The 23,407-nt window shown below is 35.6% G+C and carries 25 protein-coding genes; 4 read left to right on the top strand and 21 right to left on the bottom strand.

Annotated elements, in window-relative coordinates:
* Nucleotides 1-5: 5 nt before the first annotated feature.
* From menB to MKY26_RS04960, 10 genes are all read right to left on the bottom strand, one after another.
* Nucleotides 6-806: a 1,4-dihydroxy-2-naphthoyl-CoA synthase gene (menB, locus tag MKY26_RS05005; RefSeq protein ID WP_095373464.1), complete on the bottom strand. Its 801-nt coding sequence runs from the start codon at nucleotides 804-806 to the stop codon at nucleotides 6-8.
* Nucleotides 807-836: 30 nt separating this feature from the next.
* Nucleotides 837-2,003, bottom strand: coding sequence for an acyl-CoA dehydrogenase family protein (locus MKY26_RS05000; RefSeq protein WP_341092320.1), 1,167 nt, complete (start codon nucleotides 2,001-2,003; stop codon nucleotides 837-839).
* 225 nt (nucleotides 2,004-2,228) lie between these two features.
* Nucleotides 2,229-3,539 carry a sigma-54 interaction domain-containing protein gene (locus MKY26_RS04995; protein ID WP_341050914.1) on the bottom strand — a complete coding sequence of 437 codons (1,311 nt, stop codon included), beginning with the start codon at nucleotides 3,537-3,539 and terminating at the stop codon, nucleotides 2,229-2,231.
* A gap of 5 nt (nucleotides 3,540-3,544) precedes the next feature.
* Nucleotides 3,545-4,009, bottom strand: coding sequence for a hypothetical protein (locus tag MKY26_RS04990; RefSeq protein ID WP_341092310.1), 465 nt, complete (start codon nucleotides 4,007-4,009; stop codon nucleotides 3,545-3,547).
* Nucleotides 4,010-4,026: 17 nt separating this feature from the next.
* Entirely contained in the window at nucleotides 4,027-4,341 is a 315-nt protein-coding gene (locus MKY26_RS04985) for a DUF3870 domain-containing protein (RefSeq protein WP_095373468.1), read from the bottom strand.
* Between the two features lie 14 nt (nucleotides 4,342-4,355).
* Entirely contained in the window at nucleotides 4,356-5,573 is a 1,218-nt protein-coding gene (locus MKY26_RS04980) for an acyl-CoA dehydrogenase family protein (protein WP_180317080.1), read from the bottom strand.
* 14 nt (nucleotides 5,574-5,587) lie between these two features.
* The gene (locus MKY26_RS04975) at nucleotides 5,588-6,775 is read right to left on the bottom strand and encodes a CaiB/BaiF CoA transferase family protein (protein WP_328199186.1); all 1,188 of its coding nucleotides are present in this window, start codon (nucleotides 6,773-6,775) and stop codon (nucleotides 5,588-5,590) included.
* Nucleotides 6,776-7,070: 295 nt separating this feature from the next.
* Nucleotides 7,071-9,065, bottom strand: a complete 1,995-nt coding sequence (locus MKY26_RS04970) for an LTA synthase family protein (RefSeq protein ID WP_095373470.1) — start codon at nucleotides 9,063-9,065, stop codon at nucleotides 7,071-7,073.
* A gap of 407 nt (nucleotides 9,066-9,472) precedes the next feature.
* Nucleotides 9,473-10,408 carry an ATP-grasp domain-containing protein gene (locus MKY26_RS04965; RefSeq protein WP_095369417.1) on the bottom strand — a complete coding sequence of 312 codons (936 nt, stop codon included), beginning with the start codon at nucleotides 10,406-10,408 and terminating at the stop codon, nucleotides 9,473-9,475.
* A gap of 160 nt (nucleotides 10,409-10,568) precedes the next feature.
* Entirely contained in the window at nucleotides 10,569-12,095 is a 1,527-nt protein-coding gene (locus MKY26_RS04960; RefSeq protein WP_095369418.1) for a DHA2 family efflux MFS transporter permease subunit, read from the bottom strand.
* Between the two features lie 177 nt (nucleotides 12,096-12,272).
* Here MKY26_RS04960 and MKY26_RS04955 point away from each other — a divergent pair, with 177 nt between their 5' ends.
* Entirely contained in the window at nucleotides 12,273-13,145 is an 873-nt protein-coding gene (locus MKY26_RS04955; RefSeq protein ID WP_341092303.1) for a TetR/AcrR family transcriptional regulator, read from the top strand.
* 46 nt (nucleotides 13,146-13,191) lie between these two features.
* Here the strand turns inward: MKY26_RS04955 and MKY26_RS04950 are convergent, their stop codons facing one another.
* The 5 genes from MKY26_RS04950 to MKY26_RS04930 form a co-directional block, all read right to left on the bottom strand.
* The gene (locus tag MKY26_RS04950; protein ID WP_095369420.1) at nucleotides 13,192-14,271 is read right to left on the bottom strand and encodes a nitric oxide synthase oxygenase; all 1,080 of its coding nucleotides are present in this window, start codon (nucleotides 14,269-14,271) and stop codon (nucleotides 13,192-13,194) included.
* 72 nt (nucleotides 14,272-14,343) lie between these two features.
* The gene (locus tag MKY26_RS04945; protein WP_341092298.1) at nucleotides 14,344-15,693 is read right to left on the bottom strand and encodes a D-arabinono-1,4-lactone oxidase; all 1,350 of its coding nucleotides are present in this window, start codon (nucleotides 15,691-15,693) and stop codon (nucleotides 14,344-14,346) included.
* A complete protein-coding gene (locus MKY26_RS04940) occupies nucleotides 15,690-16,853 on the bottom strand; it encodes an alanine racemase (RefSeq protein ID WP_340974652.1) in 1,164 nt (387 codons plus the stop codon). The genes MKY26_RS04945 and MKY26_RS04940 overlap by 4 nt, the downstream gene beginning before the upstream one ends.
* An 85-nt stretch (nucleotides 16,854-16,938) precedes the next feature.
* Nucleotides 16,939-18,462 (bottom strand): solute symporter family protein, encoded by a 1,524-nt coding sequence (locus MKY26_RS04935; protein WP_095369422.1) that lies wholly within the window; start codon nucleotides 18,460-18,462, stop codon nucleotides 16,939-16,941.
* Nucleotides 18,463-18,464: 2 nt separating this feature from the next.
* Complete coding sequence (locus MKY26_RS04930) at nucleotides 18,465-18,809, bottom strand: DUF485 domain-containing protein (protein ID WP_233435262.1); 345 nt, start codon at nucleotides 18,807-18,809, stop codon at nucleotides 18,465-18,467.
* Between the two features lie 171 nt (nucleotides 18,810-18,980).
* Here MKY26_RS04930 and MKY26_RS04925 point away from each other — a divergent pair, with 171 nt between their 5' ends.
* On the top strand, nucleotides 18,981-19,178 hold the full coding sequence (locus MKY26_RS04925; protein WP_341092293.1) for a hypothetical protein: 198 nt from the start codon (nucleotides 18,981-18,983) through the stop codon (nucleotides 19,176-19,178).
* Between the two features lie 71 nt (nucleotides 19,179-19,249).
* On the top strand, nucleotides 19,250-19,675 hold the full coding sequence (locus MKY26_RS04920) for a DUF2621 domain-containing protein (RefSeq protein WP_095369425.1): 426 nt from the start codon (nucleotides 19,250-19,252) through the stop codon (nucleotides 19,673-19,675).
* Nucleotides 19,676-19,751: 76 nt separating this feature from the next.
* On the opposite strand, the gene MKY26_RS04915 is transcribed toward MKY26_RS04920, so the two are convergent.
* The 3 genes from MKY26_RS04915 to MKY26_RS04905 all read right to left on the bottom strand — a co-directional run bounded on the left by MKY26_RS04915 (nucleotide 19,752) and on the right by MKY26_RS04905 (nucleotide 21,577).
* Nucleotides 19,752-20,246: a CcdC family protein gene (locus MKY26_RS04915; RefSeq protein WP_095369426.1), complete on the bottom strand. Its 495-nt coding sequence runs from the start codon at nucleotides 20,244-20,246 to the stop codon at nucleotides 19,752-19,754.
* Nucleotides 20,247-20,328: 82 nt separating this feature from the next.
* On the bottom strand, nucleotides 20,329-20,688 hold the full coding sequence (locus MKY26_RS04910; protein WP_095369427.1) for a response regulator: 360 nt from the start codon (nucleotides 20,686-20,688) through the stop codon (nucleotides 20,329-20,331).
* Between the two features lie 181 nt (nucleotides 20,689-20,869).
* Nucleotides 20,870-21,577 carry a cytochrome c biogenesis CcdA family protein gene (locus MKY26_RS04905; protein WP_095369428.1) on the bottom strand — a complete coding sequence of 236 codons (708 nt, stop codon included), beginning with the start codon at nucleotides 21,575-21,577 and terminating at the stop codon, nucleotides 20,870-20,872.
* Nucleotides 21,578-21,881: 304 nt separating this feature from the next.
* Between MKY26_RS04905 and MKY26_RS04900 the strand changes: the two genes are divergently transcribed.
* A complete protein-coding gene (locus MKY26_RS04900) occupies nucleotides 21,882-22,061 on the top strand; it encodes an aspartyl-phosphate phosphatase Spo0E family protein (RefSeq protein WP_095369429.1) in 180 nt (59 codons plus the stop codon).
* 494 nt (nucleotides 22,062-22,555) lie between these two features.
* Here MKY26_RS04900 and MKY26_RS04895 read toward each other — a convergent pair whose 3' ends face one another.
* The 3 genes from MKY26_RS04895 to MKY26_RS04885 are packed head-to-tail and all read right to left on the bottom strand — an operon-like array spanning nucleotide 22,556 to nucleotide 23,397.
* Nucleotides 22,556-22,780, bottom strand: a complete 225-nt coding sequence (locus MKY26_RS04895) for a hypothetical protein (RefSeq protein ID WP_341092289.1) — start codon at nucleotides 22,778-22,780, stop codon at nucleotides 22,556-22,558.
* Nucleotides 22,781-22,794: 14 nt separating this feature from the next.
* Entirely contained in the window at nucleotides 22,795-23,004 is a 210-nt protein-coding gene (locus MKY26_RS04890) for a hypothetical protein (protein ID WP_341092285.1), read from the bottom strand.
* 45 nt (nucleotides 23,005-23,049) lie between these two features.
* Nucleotides 23,050-23,397: a hypothetical protein gene (locus MKY26_RS04885; RefSeq protein WP_341092282.1), complete on the bottom strand. Its 348-nt coding sequence runs from the start codon at nucleotides 23,395-23,397 to the stop codon at nucleotides 23,050-23,052.
* Nucleotides 23,398-23,407 lie beyond the last annotated feature (10 nt).

Genomic DNA, 23,407 nt, shown 5'->3' with positions numbered 1-23,407 from the left:
TTCATTTAACTTCTAAACGTAGAAAAATCTACTGGGCGTTTTTCTAGGAAAGCATTTTTTCCTTCCGCTGATTCATTAGATTGATAGAATAATGCTAAATTTGCCATTGACAACTGCGTAATCCCTTGGATATTTGCACTATCTGCATTGAAGGACAGTTTCAACATTTTAATTGCTGTTGGACTTTTTTGCAGTATTTTTTGTGCCCAGTCTTCTGACGCCTGCTGTAATTCATGTAATGGTACAACTTTATTCACTAGTCCCATTTCTTTACATTCATCAGCGCTATATTGTTCACATAAGTACCAAATTTCTCTTGCTCTCTTCTCACCAACGATTCTTGCTAAATAGGCAGATCCATATCCTGCATCAAAGCTCCCAACCTTTGGCCCTGATTGCCCAAACTTTGCGGTATCAGCAGCAATTGTTAAATCACAAACTACATGTAATACGTGGCCCCCACCGATTGCATAGCCATTAACAGCAGCAATAACTGGCTTAGGGATGTTTCTTATCGTTTGATGGAGATTCTCTATTTCAAGGCCAATTCCATTTCCTAGACCACCTTTACCATCATAACCACTTTCTCCATCTTTTTGTTTTTGATCGCCACCTGTACAGAATGCTTTTTCTCCTGTACCTGTTAAAATCACCACACCAACAGTGTTATCATCCCAAGCTTCACGAAAACACCAAATTAATTCTTTAATCGTTTGTGCTCGAAAGGCATTATAAACTTCTGGTCGGTTAATAGTTATTTTCGCTACGCCATTTTTCTTTTCTAGTATCGTATCTATTAATTCCATTAGTGATTCTCCTTTTCTTCTGATTTGAATTTATATTTTTTGATAAGATCGGAATTCTTTCCCTATAAGGTGTTTGGCGATTACCATTTGGTTTGCTTGGGCTGTTCCATCACCAATCTCTAATCCAATGACATCTCTTAATCGTTGTTCAAATGGCATTTCTTTTGTATAAGCATAGTGCCCATTTAAAAGGAGGCATTCATGAATCGCTTCACTACTATATTTAGGTGCAAGCCACTTAACAGATGCTGCTTCCTTCGTATGTTGTAAACCTTCATCACGCAACCACAGTCCTCGATAAGCTTGCCATTTAACGAGCTCCAGTTGAGTATAATGGTGTACTATCGGAAAAGAGACTGCTTGATTCACAGCTAATGGTTTGCCGAAAGAATGTCTTGTTTTCACATGTTCTATTGTTTCATCCAAACTTTGTGTGGCTGTACCTATACATTGAAGTCCTATTAAAAGTCGGCTTAAATCAAAGCCATTCATCACTTGAGAGAAGCCTTCATTTAGATTACCAATCAAGTATTGCTCAGGAATCATGACATCAGTTAAATAAACGGAGCCTCTACCTATTGGGATATTTCCCATATCTTCATAACCTCTACAGTCTACTCCTGGTAAATCACTAGGTACAAGAAAAGCGGATATTCCTCTATTTCCGGCAGTTGGGTCGGTTTTAGCAAAAAGAATAAATGCATCCGCCACTGTTGCCACACTAATCCCCGATTTCTCACCATTTAGAATGAAATGATCGCCTTTTCTAATAGCTGTTGATTGTATTCCCCCTGCATCGGTACCTGCTTGTGGCTCAGTAATTGCAATCCCAACAATCGATTTTCCCTGTGCAATTTTCGGAAGCCACTCTGATTTAATAGCATTATTTGCATGAATGGAGAGAATTTCTCCTATTAAAGCATTTAACATTACTGAATAAGTTAAATTAAAATCACCTTTGCCTATTTCTTCAGCAGCAATACCTGTCGTGATACAATCTGCCGCGCTTCCACCATATTTTTCTGGAATACGCAGACCTGTTACACCTAACTCCCCTAGCTCCTCCCATAAATGTCTCGGCGTCTTTTTTTCTCTGTCCCACTTTGTATATTGAGGTAATAATACCTCTTTAGAATATTGTCTTAAAATTTTTCGAAAGTCCTCTTGCTCTTCAGTAAATGAAAATTGTAACATCATCCATCCTCCTCTCAGTTACTATTAAGCAAGAACCATGCCAAATTAGTTTATTTGTTTGAAGCTGTTTATTCAGTTTCATTCTTCTTACTATTGCGAATTTATCTCACTTTTGCGAAATATATTTGCAAAAGTGAGTCATTATACAGTAGATGAACGAGTGTTATCAACAAAAAAAACGTAAACAAATTGGCTCTCTGCCAAAATCTGCTTACGTTTTCTACTTACTTAGGTTTTGATTTGATATTTAGCCATTTTTCTATATAAACTAGCTAAATGAATATTTAATTTTACAGCAGCCATCGTTTTATCTCCATCCGATTTTTCTAAAGCCTCAACAATAGCTTTTTTTTCTGTTTCTTTCACGATCTCTTCTAAGGTTTTTGAAGTATTATTGCTTGGTAAACACTGGGTTTGACTAGTCTGAGTCGCTATTCTTTTCACCATAGCATTGTCGCCTAACTCTTCTCCTAAAGAAAGTGTTACACCTCTTTCTACCACAGCTTTTAATTCTCTTATATTACCAGGCCATTCATGCTCCATTAAGCATTTTAGCAAATGTGGATGAATCTGATTTACGTTTTTATTTAGTTGTTGATTATATTTATCTAAAAAATAGTGAACAAGCGGTAATATATCTTCTTTTCTGTCTCTTAATGGGGGGATAGGCAGATCAAATACGAATAAACGATAATATAGATCTTGTCTGAATTCCCCTGCCGAGACGAGCTCAAATAGATCTCTATTCGTGGCGGCTATTATCCGAATATCCACTCGCTTTTTTCCTATGGAACCAAGCCTCTCAACTTCCCTCTCCTGCAATACCCTCAATAGCTTTCCTTGTGCAGCTTTAGGCAATTCAGAAATTTCGTCAAGGAACAATGTGCCATTCTGTGCTAGCTCAATTTTTCCTGGCTTGCCTGTTTTTTTCGCTCCACTAAATGCGCCTTCTTCATAACCAAATACTTCAGATTCAAATAATTCTGATGGAATGGCCGCACAATTGACTGCAATAAAAGGGCCTTTTCTCCTTGGACTGGCATGATGAATCGCTTGAGCGAATAATTCTTTACCAGTACCACTTTCACCGGTAATTAAAACTGTGGATGAACTAACAGCTATACGAGCAGCTAGTTCTTTCACTTCTAATAACTTTTGACTTTCACCGATAATATGCGCAAATTCATAATTAGCTGTATGTGTCTTAGGTGTATATTGCTCTTTTTCTTGTAATAAAGAAAGAAACTGTCTTAAAACAGGGAGAGAAATTTCATCTGCTTTTAAAAAAATAGTTAAACGATAATGACCATTTTCTTTATTAACTTTGACGATACAGAGAACCGATAAGATCGTTAGACAGTGAAGTTTGCCAATCAGATAAGGAAAATTACTAACTTCTATCAACTGACCTTTCAATTCTTGTATTGTAATCGCAAACCGTTGGGTAAATATAGGGTTAGCAGTAACCATTCTTCCGTGCTCAGTTACGATTAATATAGGATTTTGATGAGATTGTTCCATCAATGTAATGTCCTTCATCTTATTCAACCTCTAGGCCCGAGTAATTGTACCACGAGCTGACCTCTAATGACTTCATGATTATCTTCGTTTATGCATGATACCTTCATCGTCAACCAATGACGTTCGTTATGACAGTCTAGCAAATCTAACTTAGCTGTAATAATTTCGTCACGGTAGACAGGGTCATAAAATAACAGTTCTTTTTGAAGGAGCACACATGGACAACCTGGTAATTTTTCACTAACTACTTGATGGATCAGTCCTTCAATTAACAATGCGGGTACGATTGCTTTATGAAAAGGTTCATCCCATTTCTTATTGTGTAATTGGTAAACAGGGCTATAATCTTTTGTTAGTTGCTGACAGCTCAAAATTTCTTCTTCTGTAAATTTTCTTGCTATGGCTGCACTGTCTCCGATCTTAAAACGAATGGTATCCATATCACTCTTCTCCTTTTTTACACGATGATAGGAAAAAGGGGTCTGCATGAAAGCAGCCCCCCTCCTTATTTCATAGATAAAACCATTTCATATTGTGTGTGCACATCTTTTAAAGCAGCTAATATCGCTTGACCCGCTTTGCCTTTATAATGATCTTTTACTCTCTGTATCAAAGGTTCTAAACCATCATTTAAACTATATCCTCTTAATAACTGGCGAATAAATTCTCTTCCATGCTCTGTTGCTAACGTGCATGATGCATCAATGATTACACCATACTTTTGATCCAATTCTAATGTAATTGTAATAGAATCATATAGGTTCCTTGCCGCCATTCCTTGAGGAAGCTTAGCGTGTCCTGCTAGAAAAAATGTATTCATGATAGTTGCTCTCCTTATCTTTGTTGAATTGCCACCTCTTCTTCTTCAAAGGGCCAAGATGGCAGTGGGTTACGCAATGGCTTATCTTCACGATAGCCTAGTGCATATTCACCTTGCATAACGGTATGAATTTCTCTCGTTCCTTCGTAAATAACCGGAGCTTTTGAATTTCTCAAGTATCTTTCTACGGGGTATTCATCTGAATAACCATAAGCACCATGGACTTGTACCGCATCATTTGCCGCCTCAAACGCAGCATCACACGCAATCCATTTGGCTAAGGACGTTTCTTTTGTATTTCTCTTACCAGCATTTTTCAGCGATCCAGCTTTGAAAACAAGTAGGCGTGAAATTTCTAGGTTAGCAGTCATCTTAGCAATCATTTGTTGAACAAGTTGATGCTTTCCTATCTCTTTACCAAATGTTTTTCTTTCATGACAATATTTCACACTTGCTTCTAAACTAGCAGCGATTAAGCCTACTGCACCAGCAGCTACTGTGAATCGACCATTATCTAAAGCTGACATGGCGATTTTGAAGCCTTCCCCTTCCTCACCTAAACGGTTGGCTACTGGTACTTTTACATCAGATAAGAACACTTCTCCAGTATTACCCGCTCGTATACCTAACTTTCCTTTAATGGCCTTTGTTTCTACTCCTGCAAATGTTCTCTCAACGATAAAAGCTGTGATACCTTTATGAGCTGCATCATGATCTGTTTTAGCAAATACAAGAAAGTGATCAGCAACATCACAAAGTGAAATCCAAGTCTTTGATCCGTTTAAAATATAATAATCACCATCTTTTTTCGCTGTCGAATTCATTGCTGCTACATCTGATCCAGCATTCGGTTCAGTAAGACCAAAAGCACCTATTTTTACACCTTTTGCTTGAGGAACTAAATATTTTTGCTTTTGTTCTTCAGTTCCCCATTGCAATAAGGTCATACTATTTAATCCAGTATGAACAGACACTGCTGTTCTATATGCTGTATCTCCTCTTTCTAATTCCTCACATACAATTGCTAGGGTGTTATAATCCATCCCCGCCCCGCCGTATTGCTCAGGAATACATACACCCATTAATTGAAGTTCTGACAGCCTTTCTAAAATACGAGGTTCAAAATGTTGTTTACGATCCCACTCTTGAATATTTGGCATAATTTCATTGTCAACGAACCGTCTCACTAATTTTTTTACACTTTCTTGTTCTTCTGTTAATTCGAAATTCATCATCATAATTCCTCCTATATCACTTGATTTTTTTTCATTTCTTTTATTTCAGCTCTGGTATATCCCACTCTCTGTAATATTTCGGCTGTCTGTTCCCCATAAAGCGGCGGATGATGTCTTACTTTGACCGGAGATTTTGACAGCTTTAATGGAGAACCTGTTAATTTCAACGACGGTATATGAGGATGATTGCCCTCTATCACCATCTCTCTTGCCAGAACTTGTGGATCATTAAACATTTCGCTAATTGTATGAATTGGACCGTTTGGAATCGCATGTTCATCAAATAAACGCTTCCAATTTTGTTTTGAATTTTTTAACAACTCTCGTTGAAGAATTGGTATTAGCGAACTACGATTTTCAACGCGACTACGATTGGTGGCATACCGTTTATCGTTTATCAACTCAGCTAATTCTAAAATATTACAGAAACGGGCAAATTGTTGATCGTTGCCAACAGCAATGACCATTTCTCCATCAGCCACCGTAAATACTTGATATGGGGCTATATTTGGATGGCGATTACCTAACCGCTTAGGTTCTGTTTGACCGACCAAATAATTACTCGCTACATTAACTAAAGCCGATATTTGACAATCTAATAATGCTATATCAATCTCTTGACCTTCTCCAGTGTGCTGACGGTGTTGTAATGCACTTAATATTCCAATACAAGTATATAATCCTGTAATCACATCAGAAATGGCAACACCAACTTTCATTGGTGAGCCAGCTTCCTCTCCGGTAATATTCATTAAACCACTCATTGCTTGAATGATGTAATCATACCCAGGTAGATCTTTATATGGGCCACTTTGACCAAACCCTGTAATAGAAGCTAAAATAATTTTACTGTTCCATTCATTTAACTGCTCGTATCCAAGTCCCCATTTATCTAATGTACCAGTCTTAAAATTCTGTACTACGATATCAGCGTCTTTTACTAATTGACGAAAAACCTCCTTCCCTTCTTCAGCTTTTAAGTTCAATGTCATACTCTCTTTATTTCTGTTTGCACATAAATAATAAGCGCTTTCACCTTCAACAAAAGGAGGTCCCCAGAATCTTGTTTCATCTCCATTCTGATGATGTTCAATTTTAATGACTTCTGCACCTAAATCACCAAGTATCATCGTACAGAATGGTCCTGCTAACACCCGTGATAGGTCGATAATCTTAACCCCTTCTAATGCAAGCCCCATCTTTTATACACTCCATTTCTACAACAATAAAATAGAGTCAGCAAAATAAACTTTCCTCCGAAAAGTTTACTCTACTGACTCCTATTCACGGCTTGTTTTTCGGCAAGAAAAATCAAGTGAATCATTGTCAATGATTTTCATATTCACAATTCAAAAAGGGAAACCATTTTTGCAGTAAGGTAATTACTGTCATTGGTTTATATATTATATAATAATTAAAATTTTTAAAAAATTCAATAGTTTTTGAAAAAATAACGTGAAATAATAAAAAGAGGAGCACTAATGGCTCCTCTTTTTATTCTCTAATCATATCGTTTGAGTTTGTACTTGATTCAGTGTCAGTAAACAACTTTTTAAAGTCGGCATAATCATAATCTGATCGATTTACAGGAGTGAAATTCTCTGGTTCATAGAATCGAAGTAAATCAGCATTGACGACTTTATCTGAATATGCGAGCTTTTGCTCAACATTTTCATTCATCTCATCGCCTTTTGCAATAACTTCTTCATCTTCTATTAGTTCACCTGTATTTGAATCGTAATATTTTCCACCGATAGCTGTAATTGTTGGACTAACAAAATCTCCATTTCTAAACGGTATTAAATCATCATGTTCTTTTGAGAAAATATCAGTTCCAAAGTGAATATACTCTTTCGAATCGATACCAAGTAAATGTAATAACGTTGGTTTTAAATCAATTTGGCCTGCATATTCATGGTTCGTTCCACCTTCCATCCCTGGGACACGAATGAATAAAGGCACACGTTGTAAACTTGTATCAAGAAAATCATTATACTCTGTATCTAATACTTGTTCCATTGCTTTCTTATGGCTACTTGAAATTCCATAATGGTCACCATACATAACGATAATTGAATTATCATAGAGTCCTGATTCTTTAAGATAATTAAAGAACTCTTCAAGTGCTTCATCCGCATATCTTGCCGTTTGGAAATAATTATCCACAGATGGATCGCCAGTTGTATGTTTATCAATTGTCGCTTCTTCTTCATCTAATGGATACGGATAGTGATGAGTTACGGTAATAAACTTCGAATAGAAAGGTTGTGGTAATTCATCCAAATAAGCTTCTGATTGCTCAAAGAATGGTTTATCCATTAATCCATAGTCAGTTAAGTTATCTGAATTCATATCAAAATAACTTGCATCATAAAAACGGTCATAGCCAAATCCTTTATATATCTCATTCCTGTTCCAGAATGTCCCATTATTTCCATGGAATACTGCAGACGTATAGCCTTTTTCTTTTAAAATGGCTGGTGCTGCATGGAATGTATTCATTCCTTTTGTAGTAAAAGCAGAACCTTGTGGTAACCCGTACAACGAGTTTTCAAGCATAAATTCTGCATCAGCTGTTTTTCCTTGAGCTGTTTGATGGAAGAAGTTATCAAAATAAGTTGTGTTTTCTTCTTCAATTAATGAATTGAGAAATGGTGTAACTTCTTCTCCATGCAATTCATAGTTCATTAAGAAAGTTTGAATGGATTCCAAGTGAAGATATATCACATTCATATCCTTCCCAATACCGAATGTTTCTGGATTTGGTTCAGCATAATTAGATTGCGTAAAGTTCACGACTTCGGTTGTATCATTGCTATCTGCCATAACCCTTTGAGCTGATGCTTTCGTACTTTGTACTGCATCATAAATAGTATAATTGTACATACCGAGATATTTAACAATATAGTTTCTATCAAACCCACGTGTTAATAATTGTGGTCGATCTGCTTCAGCCAGTCCTAGGTTTGCACATGAGATTGCTAACCCTAAAGATAATACGGCAACCATGCGTCTCTTACCATAATCTTTCTTCTCGATCTTAACAAATTTAAATGCTAATAGACCAATTAAGAAAAGGATGTCTATGAAGAATAAGAAATCATATGGGCGTAGTAGAGTGGTTACACTTTTACTAACATCTGCAAAGTTCTGTGTCATTGTTAATGTTGGTAATGTAATAAAATCCGTAAATGAACGATAATATACCACATTCGCATATAACAAGAATGACATTATGCTGTATATCACTAATGTCGCAATATACTTTCGTCTTCCTTTAAAAAATAAAGCTAAACTAAGAAAGATCAACGATGACCCTAAAGGATTTAAAAATAAGAGAAATTGCTGTATTGGGCTGTCAACCCCGAGATTAAATTGAGTTAATTGTGTTATATACGTTTTCATCCAAAGGAAGAATACAGCTAACATAAAGAAGCCAATATATTTATCGAAGAATAAACTTTGACCTTTTTTAGATAAATTATCCATTATTGCACCTACCTTCTAGCACATTATTATAACATGCTTTTAAAAAAATTCTATAAGCAATTGGTAATAAAAACCCTTTTCTTACCAACTACTCTCCTCGTTTGTATTGAACAATAGCATATTATGATTATAGTCGATAATTATGAACGTTCTATGACAATGTAAATTTTTCTTTAAACTTAACGCTATCACGAGTTATAAATATACTCTTTTTTGAGCAAATGTCAAGAAATAACCTTAAAGTCCTCCATAATCAAGAGCTGCTTAAAATTAAGCAGCCCTTAGATGTATTACCTAACATTTCAGTATTACTGACATACACATTTTGAATTAGCATATGTCATTCTATTTAGAACTGTTCATAGAAAAATGGACTAGCTTCATTAGTATATGATGGCTAACATGAATTATGCTAGCTTCAACTGTTCCTTCAAAAACGTTGCTAGTTGTAACATGCCGTATTTACCTGCAATTGCTTCAGCGTCTGCATTATAATTCGTATTTGTATTGATGTCATACGTATAAACGTTACCATCACCATCTTTTATAAATTCAATCCCTGCTACATCAATTCCTGCATATTCAAGAAATTTCTCATATTTAACCATTTGTTCAGTATCCACTTCTTCAGTAATTTCGAATTTAGGACGTATCTGTGGCTCTTCTCCCACTGGACAAAAAGCATCGCCAATTTGACAAGCATCTGCCGGACATAATTCAAAGCCTTCTGAAGTATCAACATTTACAGCATAATAAAACTTCCCGCCAATGAACTCTGCCCTTGTAATTATCTGATCCTCCGATTTTATATATTGCTGAATAAGAGTAATCCCATCAACAGGTTCTTCGAAGGAATTGCTATTAACATACGTTCTTAAAGAATCGATTGTTTGGAATAACTGCACACCTAAACCTTTTCCTGCACGATTGTGTTTCGTTATAAAAGGAGTGGTTCCTATTTTTTCAGCTGCAGTTATAATATTTTCTTTCCCAACTGCTCCAATTGTTTTTGGTGTTTTAATCCCGCTTTTTTCTAGTAGAGCATATTGTTTCACTTTACTCACCTCTAACGAAAGTGCGTTACTCCCATTTAACACTTGTCTACCGTGACTTTCTAACCATGTAATCACACTTGCTGCTAATTCTGGAGCGAAACGATGCCCTCTCGTGTGAGATGAAGCACTCATGCGATTATAAAACACACCTTCTGGTGGTGTAGAATTTAAATCAATTATTCCCTCATGTAAGTGCCATGTTTCGTAAGGTACTTGTAATTCATCTAATCTTCTTGTCAAATGGTCTGTCCATTCATCATTCTCGTGAATAATATATATCTTTTTCAAAGAAAACACTTCCTTTTAATAAAAACTATTATGTATGGTACCTATTATTTCACGGGTATCAGAAATTCGCAATTATTTCGTATAAAGATGCAATTAATCATACTTTAACAAAATCAAAAAAAATGACTGTGAGATGAGGATCTCCAGTCACTTTATTCTATCATCTTGACGATTCTGTTTCATTTAAAGGTCCCGTTTCTAATGCTTCAGTCTGTTCCTCGGGATCTTTTGCAGGTACTGAGCGTTTCATAAAGAAGACGAGAATCAACGCGATAACCGAAATAAAAGTTGAAACAAAAAAGGCAAAATTAATCCCGTCTAATGTAGATTGCAACCCAATTTGTATCATCGCTTCTTGAGATAGTTCTCCTCCACCATTTTCACGTAGAGTAGTTTTTGCTAAATCTTCTCCGACTGCGTTTGCTTTATTAGACATAATTGTAATAAGCAACGCTGTACCAATGGCACCAGATACCTGGTTAAGTGTATTATTCATCGCCGTACCATGGGGATAAAACCGTGGTGGTAATTGATTCAAACCGTTTGTAGACACAGGCATCATTACCATTGACATACCGAACATTCTAATCGTATGTAATACCATAATATGAATTGCTCCTGTATCCATACCAAGACGACTAAAAAAGAAAGTCGAGATTGTCATAATGCTTAAGCCGGTTAAAGCTAATATTTTCCCACCGAATTTATCAAATAACTTTCCAGTTAGTGGTGACATTGCTGCCATTACTAATGCACCTGGCAGCATCATTAAACCGGCATCAAAAGGGGCAATACCTCGGATATTCTGTACATAGATAGGAATGAGTAGCATCCCTGAGAACATCGCCATATTCACAACCATTGTAATAATCGTTGAGAGAGTAAACATTGGAAATTGAAAAACACCAAAGTTTAACATTGGTTCTTTTTGCTTGTTTTGTCTAATTATAAAAATGAATAGAGAAATAGCACCGACAATGATGGTTAAATAAACGTTTGCAGCACTCCATCCATCATTACCTGCTGAGCTGAATCCATATAAAATACCACCAAACCCAATACTAGACAATAATAATGAAAGAAAATCTAATTTAATTGATTGCTTTTCTTTTTTATCTCTTAACCATATAAAGCCTAATAGTAAAACGATAATTGCAATTGGAGAAATAAAATGAAACAACATTCGCCAATCATAATTTTCGACAATCCACCCTGACAATGTTGGACCTATCGCTGGGGCTGCCATTAATATTAAACCAAATATCCCCATCGCAGAACCACGCTTTTCAACAGGGAAAGAAACGAGCATCACATTCATTAGAACAGGCATTAATATAGCCGAACCAGAAGCCTGCATCATTCTTCCTATAAGTAACATGCTAAAAATATCGGCAAATCCAGCTACAAATGTTCCTAATGTGAACATAAGCATCGCAAATAAAAACAAAATACGAACACTATATTTACGGATTAAGAACGCAGTTGCAGGGATTAAGACCCCATTTACTAACATATAGCCAGTTGTTAGCCACTGGACAGTAGCTGTATCTACATTCAAATCCTCCATGATTGATGGTAAGGCGATATTTAATAGAGTATTGTTTAAAAACGCAATAAACGCACCCACCATTAGGATTGCTAATAATCCATAGGGTGGTGTATTTGAATTTTGGTGATTTGCGGTCATTGTTTCCCCTCCCTATACACATTGTTCAATTGTTTATACCACTATTTCACGTAGGACTTATCATAACTGATATGATTAGTGAATGCAATCATTATATTTCGCTTTGCGAATTTTTTCTTAGGAGAATTTTATGTTATGATACTAATTATTTAAAACTTAAAAATAAGGTGATATTTTTTGAAGGACAGAAAATTACATGTCATTCATTTAGCTCATGAATTATTTATTGAAAAAGGATTTCAAGCTACTTCTATCCAAGATATATTATCTTATACAGGTATATCTAAAGGTACATTCTATAATTACTTTTCATCAAAAGCAGAATTACTAATGGCCATCTTTAAAGATAGTTACAAACTGATGGAAAAGGAGAGAGATGCTTTACTTATCGGCAAAAGCCCACAAAGTATTGATGTTTTCAAGCAGCAAGTGGAACAGCAAGTCATGTTTAATCATAAACATCAGCTCATCTCCTTATTTGATGAAATGTTCATATCAGATGACATAGAACTTAAAGCATTTATAAGAAAAGGTCAGCTCCAGACAATTAAGTGGATTTATTACCGTTTTATTGATCTGTTTGGAGAGAATCGGCGAGCATACCTTCTTGATATGTCAATTATCTTCCTTGGTATTCTTCATCAGTTGAGCAAATATTATACTGAATTATTCCAATCATCGGTCAGTATTACTAAGGTTGTTCAATATAGTGTTGAGAGAATTGTAGAAATGACAAATCAAGTTGCGACAAAAGAAGTTCAACTATTCTCACCTTCATTAATCGATACAGAGATCAATGATTTGTTACGTACTGAAACACAGGATGAAATTAAGTATTTATGTGAACTTATCTTAGAAACGGAAGCACTAACTAAGGACGAAGAATTATTGATACAGTTTATTCAAGACGAACTCCTTTTAAGAAAAAAACCAAGGAAGTTTCTTATTGATAGTGCCTTAGAGACATTAAAACGGACAGATTCAATATGTAATAAAAGTAGTATAATACGGCTTCAGTCTATTGTTCACAACACTTCTTCCCCATCATAAAAAAGATAGATATTCTAACCATTTAGGGTAGAGTATCTATCTTTTTTTAATAAGGTTTATGCTGATAATAAAAATTGGGTGACTTACTTACATTTTTATAAGGTTTATGAAAAATGTGAGTAGTAGCTGGTGATAAAGGGGGAATAAGCCAAGTCCAATCTCCAGTGACTTCTCTCTTGTGTTTTCTTTCCTTCGTTTCAAATTGTTTGAATTGTTCTGCAGCCGTATGATGATCTACAATACTAACTCCGGCCCGTCGAAAAGAATGCATGACAGCTAAATTTAATTCGATTAATGCACGATCTTTCCAAAGTGAAGCATTCGAGCGAATATTTAACTCTAACAATTCTGCTATAATAGGTAACTGATTGTACCTATCTTCATCTGCTAAATTTCTAGCACCTATTTCTGTCCCCATATACCAACCGTTAAAAGGTGCCGCTTCATAAATAAGACCGCCTATTTCCATTTTCATATCAGCAATGATGGGGATTCCATACCATTTTAACTGTAATTCTTTAAACCAAGTATATTCGGGGTGTTCGATTTCTACCTCAACAATTAATTCTGTCGGTATCGTAAACCATTTGGGTTCTTCATTGTTCTTTTGAATAACAAGCGGTAATATATCGAAATGACTATAGGTTGGCTCCCACCCTAGCTCGATGCACTTTTTTGTAAATTCAATAGAAGATGAATCACCTAATATACCATCTTTGGTGTCATATCCAGCATATCTAATCAATTGGTGATTCCATATACGAAAGGTTGTATCACTCTCGTTACTTGGAAATACAGTAATAAAAGGTTTAATTTTCCCACTATTCGTCGCTAGTTTTATGTGCTCAAAAAGCGCCTTTGCTACTTCCTCTTCTGTGTTACATAATCTCTTATCGATGACTTGAAGTGTTTCCCAAAAGAAACGCCCTATACAACGATTACTATTACGCCATGCAAGTTTGCTACCATAAGCCAATTCTTCCTGTAATTGCGTATATGTTCCAGTTGATTCTATTTCATCAAATATCATACTTAATCTTCTATCCGCTTGTTCTTTTGTTTGCCTTGTTTCTTCGTAAAACTGATAAATAAATTCCTGAGCTTTTTGAAATAGTTCTTTAGACAAGATAGACTGAATCCTCCTGAATGTAGATTCGATAATACTATCTTACCATATCCCTTTCGTATATTAGAAAAATCATGGCTTTTCTGTCATTGTTTCTTTCGCGTACATGTTGCCCTTTTCAATATGAAACAACTTCGCCAAATAGGGATTGACAAATAAATGGTTTGGATCAAGTTTTGCTCTCCAAATGAGGAATTCTCTTAGGTGGCTGTATTTACGAGTCAACTCTGAAAGCTTTGCTTGATGAATCTTCCCCCAATGAGGACGCCCATTATACTTATTCATAATTGCTTCCATATCGTTAAAATAGGTTTCATATGGCATACCTTTAAACATATGAAAAGCAATATAAGCTGAATCTCTCCCAAAAGATGGGCTTAACCAAATATTGTCTCTTTGCACGACGCGACATTCGATTGGAAAATGGACCTTGTATTGCTGCTCTTCTATCTTTTTCCTTATTTCATCGAGACAAGCAACCATATGCTCTAACGGAATGGCATACTCCATTTCAACAAACTTTACTTTTCGTGGAGTAGCAAATAAATCATAACTTGGCGCATATTGCTCACTATCACTAATGGCTTTTGCGCTTATACGACTAACTGGTTTCGTTAGATTTGGCCATTTGCGACATAAGACAGATAGAAAACCAAATATATAATTCTCCATTATCATACTTTCCATCTTACGCCATTTCCTTTTCCTCGGCTTCTTGTCTGTTATATTCATTGTTTTTATTTGCACTTGGTTAGAAAAGGGGAATAAGAAGCATTCAAAATGGCGATTGTGTTGGATATATAAACTAATATGAGACTTTAAATCACTATAAAGTATTTTCCTACTTTTATAAACATAGGTCGGTGCTTGAATGACCTTTAATTTCACCTTTACAACGATGCCCAACAACCCTAACGAAACGAGCGATGCATCGTACAATTGTGAGTTTACTTGACGAGAGATTAACAGTTCCTCTCCTCCTGCTGTAATCATCACTAGTTCTTCAACTTGTGTAGAAATATTGCCGAATTTCATACCTGTCCCGTGTGTACCAGTTGATATTGCGCCGGCAATACTTTGCGTATTTATATCACCAAGGTTTTCTTGGGCCCAACCTTTCTCACCTAAGTATTTGCCGATTTCATATAATTTGGTACCACCATATACCTCTACTAAACCTTGGTCCTCATCAAAAGAAATCATACCTGATAAACGGTCTAATGAAACGAACCACTCTTCGGTTTGAATTAGATTTGTGAAAGAATGTCCAGATCCTACCACTCTAATCTTCTTCTTTTCCTTTCTTGCATTATTTATAACTTTTATGACATCCTCTATGCTTTGTGGAAAAAATAGTTGCTCAGCATTGAATTGTACATTTTCTGCCCAGTTACGGATAGATGCGAGCGAAGTTTTTCTCATAGGAAACACATCCCTTCCCCTCTATACGTTTTTACAGTTGATGTAGATTGACTTTCCGAGTAGCAATGAATCTCTGTGAACCTTTCACATACCTCCCCAGCTTTCGCAGCTCTAAAAACAACTGCACTTCCTATGGATAAACGTTCTTTTGAATAAGACAATGGTGTTTGCACCTCGCCAGCACCTTCCATTGATAAAAGTCTCATGCCATATGGATATACGGGAAGTGGCATCTTCGTTTGATCAGTAACACCGGAAGCAATGTAACCTCCGCCGAGACATGTATATATATCCGCTTTCGCTTGACGAACAATAGGTATGGCAAAGAAGAGAGCAGGTTCATATTTAATCTCTTGATAATAATCAAAAAGAAGTGGTGAATAAAAGCCTGACCCGACAGTAATTTCCGACACTTGTTCGTCTGTTGCCGTATAATGGATACTACCAGTCCCGCCACCATTCACTAAAGCAGGTGTATACCCTTTTTGTAGTAAAGCTGTAATGATTGCTTCCCTCTTCCGTTTTACTTCTCGCTTTGCTTTTTGTTTCATTAAACGGATAATGGTATTTTTCCCATATGAATGCGGGACGTTATCACCAACGCCAGCAATTTGTGCTTCATATCCCATGATTCCCTTCCAGTGAAGCACATCACTAGCATGAATAGCTTCTACTATAGCTAGGACCTCAGAGGAGCTCCTTAAAGAAGAACGTCGAACCCCAAAATGAAATCCAAAAATATTTGTACTCATATCTATATCTACACAAATTGAAAACTGGCCATTTACAGACTTTGCTAGTTTTATTAAATAATCAACATGCGCTAAAGAATCGACCATGACAGTTATTTCTTTAGGATGCTCTCGAGCAATTAGCATTAGAGAATTTTCATCCATACTTGGGTATCCAAGCAAAATGTCATTAAAACCATCTTTCACTAATACTAAGCTCTCATCAGCAGAATAAGTCATAATACCTTGATAGCATTCATTTGAAGCTAAAATACGCTTGATTACATCAATGGAACGAATAGACTTTGTTGCTACTCTTATTTTTTTGCCTTTTGCATGCATTGCGATGACCTGGCAGTTTCGATCAAGAGCATCTAAATCTAATATAAGTGCAGGCTTCGATAAATTTTCTATTCTTTCCATATCCATTAAATCCCCACCACCATTATTTCGCAAAATATAAGAAAAGCGACTTTCTAATGGAAAGCCGCTCTTGTGCGTTGTATTAAAAATATTATTTAACACCTGTATTCGCTTTAACAGTTACTTCAGCATATTTCTTCTCATCTCGTTTATTTGAAACAACTGCACCAATATAGGCTGCTAGAAATCCTGCTGGAACTGATATGATTGCCGGGTTGGTTAATGGAAATATTGGATCACCAACAAGGATTGCTGTTCCTTCAGGGCTCAATACACTTGGACTAATAGCTACTAGAACAAGTGCAGTAACGAGACCGGTAACCATTCCTGAAATGGCACCCGCTGTGTTGAACTTCTTCCAGTATATTGTATAAATGATAACTGGAAGGTTCGCACTTGCTGCCACACAGAAAGCTAAAGATACTAAGAAGGCAACATTTAACGTTTGCGCAAATAGGGCAAGAATAATCGAAAGTACAGAAACACCAATGGAAGCATATCTTGCGGCTAGCATTTGCTCTCTCTCAGTTGCTTTACCTTTTTTAATAATTTGCCCATAAATATCATGTGCGAAGGCTGAAGCTCCTGAAAGCACAAGCCCAGCAACGACGGCAAGAATGGTTGCAAAAGCAACGGCAGAAACGAATGACATTAGGAAGTCTCCACCAAGTGCTTCAGCTAATAGAGGTGCTGCCATATTACCAGCTGCATTTGCTGCAACGATATCTTGTGAGCCTACAAACGCTGCAGCTCCAAATCCTAGGAAGATCGTTAAGATATAGAATATTCCTACAATCCAAGTAGCTGTGACAACAGAACTTCTCGCTGTTTTAGCATCTTTCACTGTGAAAAACCTCATCAAAATATGAGGAAGTCCAGCAGTACCTAATACAAGAGCGACCATCATTGACAATGTGTCAACACCGTTCGTATATTTCACACCTGGGTTTAAATAAGATTCACCGTGGGATGTTACCGTTTTCATTTGCTCAAACATACCGAGAATATTAAAGTTAAACTCTTTTAATACAAGGAATGAAATAATGACTGTTCCTATCATTAATAGTGCTGCTTTAATAATTTGAACCCAACTAGTTGCCGTCATTCCGCCAAATAAAACATAAGTTGTCATCATGACACCAACGATTACAACAGCAATCCAGTAATCAATACCCAACAATAATTGTATAAGTGCACCAGCTCCAACTAATTGAGCAATCATATAGAAAATAACAATCGTTAACGTACTAATTGCTGCGACTCCTCGAACTTTCTTTTCACTAAATCTGGCACTAATCATATCAGCAATTGTATATTTACCCAAATTTCTAAGTGGTTCCGCAACTATATATAATACGACTAAATAGGCTACTAAGTATCCAATAGAATAGAAGAAACCATCAAACCCGAATAATGCAATCGCGCCCGCAATACCTAAAAAGGAAGCGGCTGATAAATAATCACCAGCAATCGCTAAGCCATTCTGCCAACCGGTTAATCCCCCTCCGGCTGTATAAAACTCACTTGCTGTATTCGTGCGTTTTGCTGCCCAATAAGTGACCACCAATGTCATTGCTACGATTAATACGAATAAAGTTAAACCAATTCCACTCATAATTAACGTTCTCCTTGTGTTTTATGACTTTCAATGATTTGTTCTGCATCTTTATCAAATTTTGCAGCTTTTTTAACGTAAATCATGCATAAAACCCAAGTCATCACAAATTGTGCAAACGCATACATCCAAGTCCATGTAATAGAACCAATTGCCGGTTGATTAAGCACATTCGTAAACGAAGTCAGTATCGGTAGCATAAAATAAAAGAGCATGAAAAAAATAATCATTGGTACTAAAAAGGCTTTCTTAGCACTTAATAAACTTTTAAAAGCTGAACTACTTGCCACAACCTCATAATCTACATTCTCTTCCTTTTGGTCATGCGCTTTCGCTAAGTTATCCAATGGATCCCCTCCCATTTTCTGAAATATATGTATATTCTAAAAAATATAATTAATATATGCAATAGTATTTGTACTAAAAGAAAAGATTTATTTTTAGACAAGTTTCGACAATAACAAGAAATTTTAATATAATAGAAAGTAAATTATTTACTATAGTTTGCGAGGGAAATCATGAAGAGAGTACGTCTATTAAAAGACTATCAAAATTTTCAAAAAGGTACCCCTTTTCTCGTCATTACTGAATCTGAATTTATAGGTGTAAAAGAATATGTATTGAGAACATATGATTTAGATCATCGATTACTAATCACCGACAAGGAATACGCCACATTGTTTTCACAAATCGGGAAAAACGAACCTCTTCTGTGACGCTTGCTTGTCTGATTGCATAAGAAGGCTTATAATAATGAGAGAATAAGAACGGTAAGGGTGAAAAGAACATGCTCGATGGTTGGTTTATGTGGTTTATACTTTTTTGGGTTGTCATATTAGTAATCCTTATGTCCATTGGTGGTTTCTTTATGTTCCGAAAGTTTTTAAAACGGCTGCCTAAAGCTGACGGTAAATCTGATATGGATTGGGAAGAATATTACGTAAGACAAACACAGCATTTATGGGGACAACAAGAAAAAGAGTTATTAAATGATCTCGTTAGTCCAGTACCAGAACTTTTTCGTGATGTTGCCAGACAAAAGATAGCTGGAAAAATTGGGGAATTAGCTGTAAAGGAAAAAGCAACAAAGATAACAGAGGAAATTCTCATCCGCGGCTACATAATTGCTACTCCAAAAAAAGATCATAAATTTCTAAGAAAAAAATTGGCACAAAAAGAAATCAACATGACACCATATGAACATCTTTTTTAAAACGAAGCAGAAATTGCACAATAACAAAGAAGCACCTTTAAAAGTTAGGACACTCTTAAAGGTGCTTCTTTTCTTGTTAAGTAGTTGGTCTTGATCTAACTTGTTTGACATTTACCGCTTTGTCCATTTTGCGAAATTGAACGAACATTGCCATACGCCATGGAACAATCATCGCAAATGCTAATAAGTAAAACATTCCTGCAAGTGCACCTATGTCTATAGTCGAACTTAGCATCAGTTTGGCAACGAGCCGAATAATAAGTAAACCTATTAAGATAAATATAAACGCTTTCGATTTCTTTAAATAGATTTCGTCTTCCTTCTTTTCAAATTTAGTCGTTTTGATTAATATTAAGGAAAACAATGCCCCTACTATAACAGCTTCCATTAATTCAATTGGCGTAACGCGAAAATAGGGAAAAATAAACATTAATGCCCCCGTACTCATAAACACGGGAGGTAAAATTATCTTCTTAATCGTGACTGGATGATTAGCTGCCTTCATTCGGATGAACATAGCTAATACTGCCATAGAAACAGCTCCAATTGATGTCAACAACACCATGTCCATAAAAAACATCCTTTTACAATAAAATCAATGACACTTATTATTATAGCTAATTCCTATTCAATAGTAAATTATATGTATGATATTAAGATAACACTCGCGATACTGCATCTATCACTCTAACTTCATCAAATGGTTTGATGATAAAATCTTTTGCCCCAGCTTCGATCGCTTCTACTACCATTTTTTGTTGACCCATGGCTGAACACATAACAATTCTAGCTGTTGGGTATTCAGCTCTAATTTTTCTCATTGCTTCTAATCCACTCATCTCTGGCATTGTAATATCCATTGTCACAAGGTCTGGTGTTAATTCTTCATATAAAGCAATGGCTTGTTTACCATTCTCCGCTTCGCCCACAATATCATGATTGGCTTTTTTTAATATATTTGTTAAAGTCAGCCTCATAAATTTTGCATCATCTACTACTAGTATCTTTGCCACCTATTATTCCTCCTCCAAACACATCCGCTACAACATCTCATATTAAAGAACTACGATTTCAAAGTAATATCACTCATTACAATATATCTAATTTTTCTAATAATTTCAATTTAAACCCAACGACAATTTTCGCAAGGAACAAAAAGCGAGTTTTCCTCGCTTTTTAATCCAATTATCACTGTTAAAAACCAGTAAAACCACCTGTCAACATAGTGAGAAGGGAGATTATATCAGTCATCCAATCAAAAAACAAGACGACACCCATTACTATCATTAAAATCCCACCAATTCTCATAATCTTTACATTATGTTTTTTAATCCATTTCATTTTACCGATAAAGAAAGACAATATTAAAAATGGCACAGCAAAGCCAATAATATAGGCAATCATATAAAATAGGCCAGATCCAGGATTTGTCGCTGAAAGTAAAATAACTGATGCTAAAATAGGTCCAGAGCAAGGTGTCCAACCAGCAGCAAAGGCTAAACCTATTAAAACTGAACCGAAGTAACCAGTCGGTCGATTTTTAAAATCAAATCTCCTTTCTTTCATTAAAAATGCTGGTTTAAGTAAACCTAAGATCACTAGACCAAATATAACAATAAAAATGGCTCCAATTTGACGGATGAGGTCAGCATATTCATAAAAAAAGTTACCTATATAAGAAGAACCAAAGCCGATGGCAATAAACACAATTGAAAATCCTAATAAAAAGCATAGCGTATGTATCAAACTACGTTTTTGTAGCAGTGCATTCTCCGTTTTTAATTCACCTACGCTCATTCCAGTGATATACGATAAAAATGCCGGATATAATGGTAAACAGCATGGCGAGATGAAACTCAAAAAGCCTGCACCAAGAGCAATAATAAAATTCACATCAGTCATACCAACACCTCCATACCTTCCCCTTTTTCCTTCCCCATTCTATCAAAACATTATGAGAAAAGAAATTAATCTTTTTGAATAATTTGTGTCTAACATTTAACACACACGTTAAACACCAGTTTTATTTCGATATTGTATCAATCTCGTTGAATCATTTGGTGAAATGTATAATGAATGTAAAAAGTTTTACATAAGTTTCTTTTGAATTAATTACCATTATTCGCTATAATTAATAAAAGTATATTTGGGACAAAATAGAAACTACTTCATGGTTAGAACAAAATCGCAGAGGAGTTTTAGGTGCGTGAACAAACAAGACTTACTACTATTAATTGAACAAAAAAGACGAGAACTGATACAAACCGCTATGAGAAACGGCCTCAACTCTGCTTCTGCCATAAAATATAGTCAGGAGTTAGATTCTTTATTAAATGAATATAATCGTCTTTACGAGAGCAGACTCACATTAAATAGACAAGCATAAAAGGCTAACACTTGGATTAAACAAGTGACGTGATATCAGAGAATTCGACAATATGATACTGACTAAAGAAATAGACCAAAGCTAAAGTTTAGCTTTGGTCTATTTCTTAGTTGCAATGAAGAACCGAAAAATAAAGTTTGCTCTGTTTCTATCTATATGCAATTGAACCTAGTAACTTTATCTAACTATAGTTCGTAAGTTATTTTCCAGGTTGTTGCTTATTCATCGCATTCATCATTTGGTTAATTTTCTTCTGAGACGGCTTCTAGGAAAACACAACCAAACGTTGATATATCAAGGGTTCTTATCAAAATAATACGTACTTTTCCTGCTGAGAAAAATATACCATTTATCAATCAACAAGTCTAGTAAAAATAAAATTCAGCTACTATTTAAGGTTAATCTTTTACTAGTTTCTACTATAATATATTGTTCAGAAGTAGATTCCGACACATTCAAAACTTCCGAAGTATTAGAACCTAGTTTTCAACACATTAATACACCAAATCATCCTCATAAATCTCTTCTTCAGTATGATAATCAAACGCTTTTACATCTACACTAACAACTTCATTAACATCTATAGATACTTCTTCCCCAGCTACAATAAACTTCAAATCACCTGTAGCAGCATGTATAAGTAACTGTTCTAGTTCACTTCTTTTTGACTCTGATAAAAATCCAATATTCAATGTGATCTCGCCATTTATGTAATTCATTTAAATCTCTCCCTTTATTTTTTATTACGAAACAAAAATCTATAATCCTGATTTTCATTATTCAATATTTCTGCGACATGTTTATACGAATCAATTCGACCTTGCAACATACCCTTGGAATAACCATTTGGATAGGCCTTATCTTCCTCTTTCTTCAACATCTCCTCAAAATCCACAATCAATAAATTTAAATAAGCCAATAATTCCTTATCTTTTAGTACCATTTTATCTCACCTTTTATAGGAGGGAACAGGATAACTCCATCCCCTCTATACGTTTGTAAGCTGCCAATCATCCTCGACATAATCCATCCCAATGTAGATATACTTTTGAGTTAAAAAGCTAAATATGCTTGTGTTGTACATATGCCTGATAATCCGTTCAGCATATTGTTCGTATGTGTTATCATCACGCATTATCTCACCTAGGACTATTATCTTTGTTGTTGGTGTCTCCTCGTAAATACCTGACAACACCTCATTAACCCTATGGAGATAAACTTGCTTATCATCGAAGGCAATACACATCTCGTAATTAAAAAGATAAGCGATTGGATAATACTCGTAGTGATCGTCAACTTGGAATCTTAATCTTATTTCTTTTAAATCAATTTTCATAATTCACCTC

This window comes from Cytobacillus sp. FSL R7-0680, from assembly GCF_038009245.1.
Classification (GTDB): domain Bacteria; phylum Bacillota; class Bacilli; order Bacillales; family Cytobacillaceae; genus Cytobacillus; species Cytobacillus kochii.
Note: the sequence above shows the minus strand (reverse complement) of the source record. Positions and strands in the feature narration are given on the sequence as shown.

Bases quoted from the DNA above. Each gene is read 5' to 3' on its own strand.
- menB (WP_095373464.1), bottom strand. From the start codon at position 806: ATGGAATTAATAGATACGATACTAGAAAAGAAAAATGGCGTAGCGAAA.
- MKY26_RS05000 (WP_341092320.1), bottom strand. From the start codon at position 2,003: ATGATGTTACAATTTTCATTTACTGAAGAGCAAGAGGACTTTCGAAAA.
- MKY26_RS04995 (WP_341050914.1), bottom strand. From the start codon at position 3,539: ATGAAGGACATTACATTGATGGAACAATCTCATCAAAATCCTATATTA.
- MKY26_RS04990 (WP_341092310.1), bottom strand. From the start codon at position 4,009: ATGCAGACCCCTTTTTCCTATCATCGTGTAAAAAAGGAGAAGAGTGAT.
- MKY26_RS04985 (WP_095373468.1), bottom strand. From the start codon at position 4,341: ATGAATACATTTTTTCTAGCAGGACACGCTAAGCTTCCTCAAGGAATG.
- MKY26_RS04980 (WP_180317080.1), bottom strand. From the start codon at position 5,573: ATGAATTTCGAATTAACAGAAGAACAAGAAAGTGTAAAAAAATTAGTG.
- MKY26_RS04975 (WP_328199186.1), bottom strand. From the start codon at position 6,775: ATGGGGCTTGCATTAGAAGGGGTTAAGATTATCGACCTATCACGGGTG.
- MKY26_RS04970 (WP_095373470.1), bottom strand. From the start codon at position 9,065: ATGGATAATTTATCTAAAAAAGGTCAAAGTTTATTCTTCGATAAATAT.
- MKY26_RS04960 (WP_095369418.1), bottom strand. From the start codon at position 12,095: ATGACCGCAAATCACCAAAATTCAAATACACCACCCTATGGATTATTA.
- MKY26_RS04945 (WP_341092298.1), bottom strand. From the start codon at position 15,693: ATGAGAAAAACTTCGCTCGCATCTATCCGTAACTGGGCAGAAAATGTA.
- MKY26_RS04940 (WP_340974652.1), bottom strand. From the start codon at position 16,853: ATGGATATGGAAAGAATAGAAAATTTATCGAAGCCTGCACTTATATTA.
- MKY26_RS04935 (WP_095369422.1), bottom strand. From the start codon at position 18,462: ATGAGTGGAATTGGTTTAACTTTATTCGTATTAATCGTAGCAATGACA.
- MKY26_RS04925 (WP_341092293.1), top strand. From the start codon at position 18,981: ATGAAGAGAGTACGTCTATTAAAAGACTATCAAAATTTTCAAAAAGGT.
- MKY26_RS04920 (WP_095369425.1), top strand. From the start codon at position 19,250: ATGCTCGATGGTTGGTTTATGTGGTTTATACTTTTTTGGGTTGTCATA.
- MKY26_RS04915 (WP_095369426.1), bottom strand. From the start codon at position 20,246: ATGGACATGGTGTTGTTGACATCAATTGGAGCTGTTTCTATGGCAGTA.
- MKY26_RS04905 (WP_095369428.1), bottom strand. From the start codon at position 21,577: ATGACTGATGTGAATTTTATTATTGCTCTTGGTGCAGGCTTTTTGAGT.
- MKY26_RS04895 (WP_341092289.1), bottom strand. From the start codon at position 22,780: ATGAATTACATAAATGGCGAGATCACATTGAATATTGGATTTTTATCA.
- MKY26_RS04890 (WP_341092285.1), bottom strand. From the start codon at position 23,004: ATGGTACTAAAAGATAAGGAATTATTGGCTTATTTAAATTTATTGATT.
- MKY26_RS04885 (WP_341092282.1), bottom strand. From the start codon at position 23,397: ATGAAAATTGATTTAAAAGAAATAAGATTAAGATTCCAAGTTGACGAT.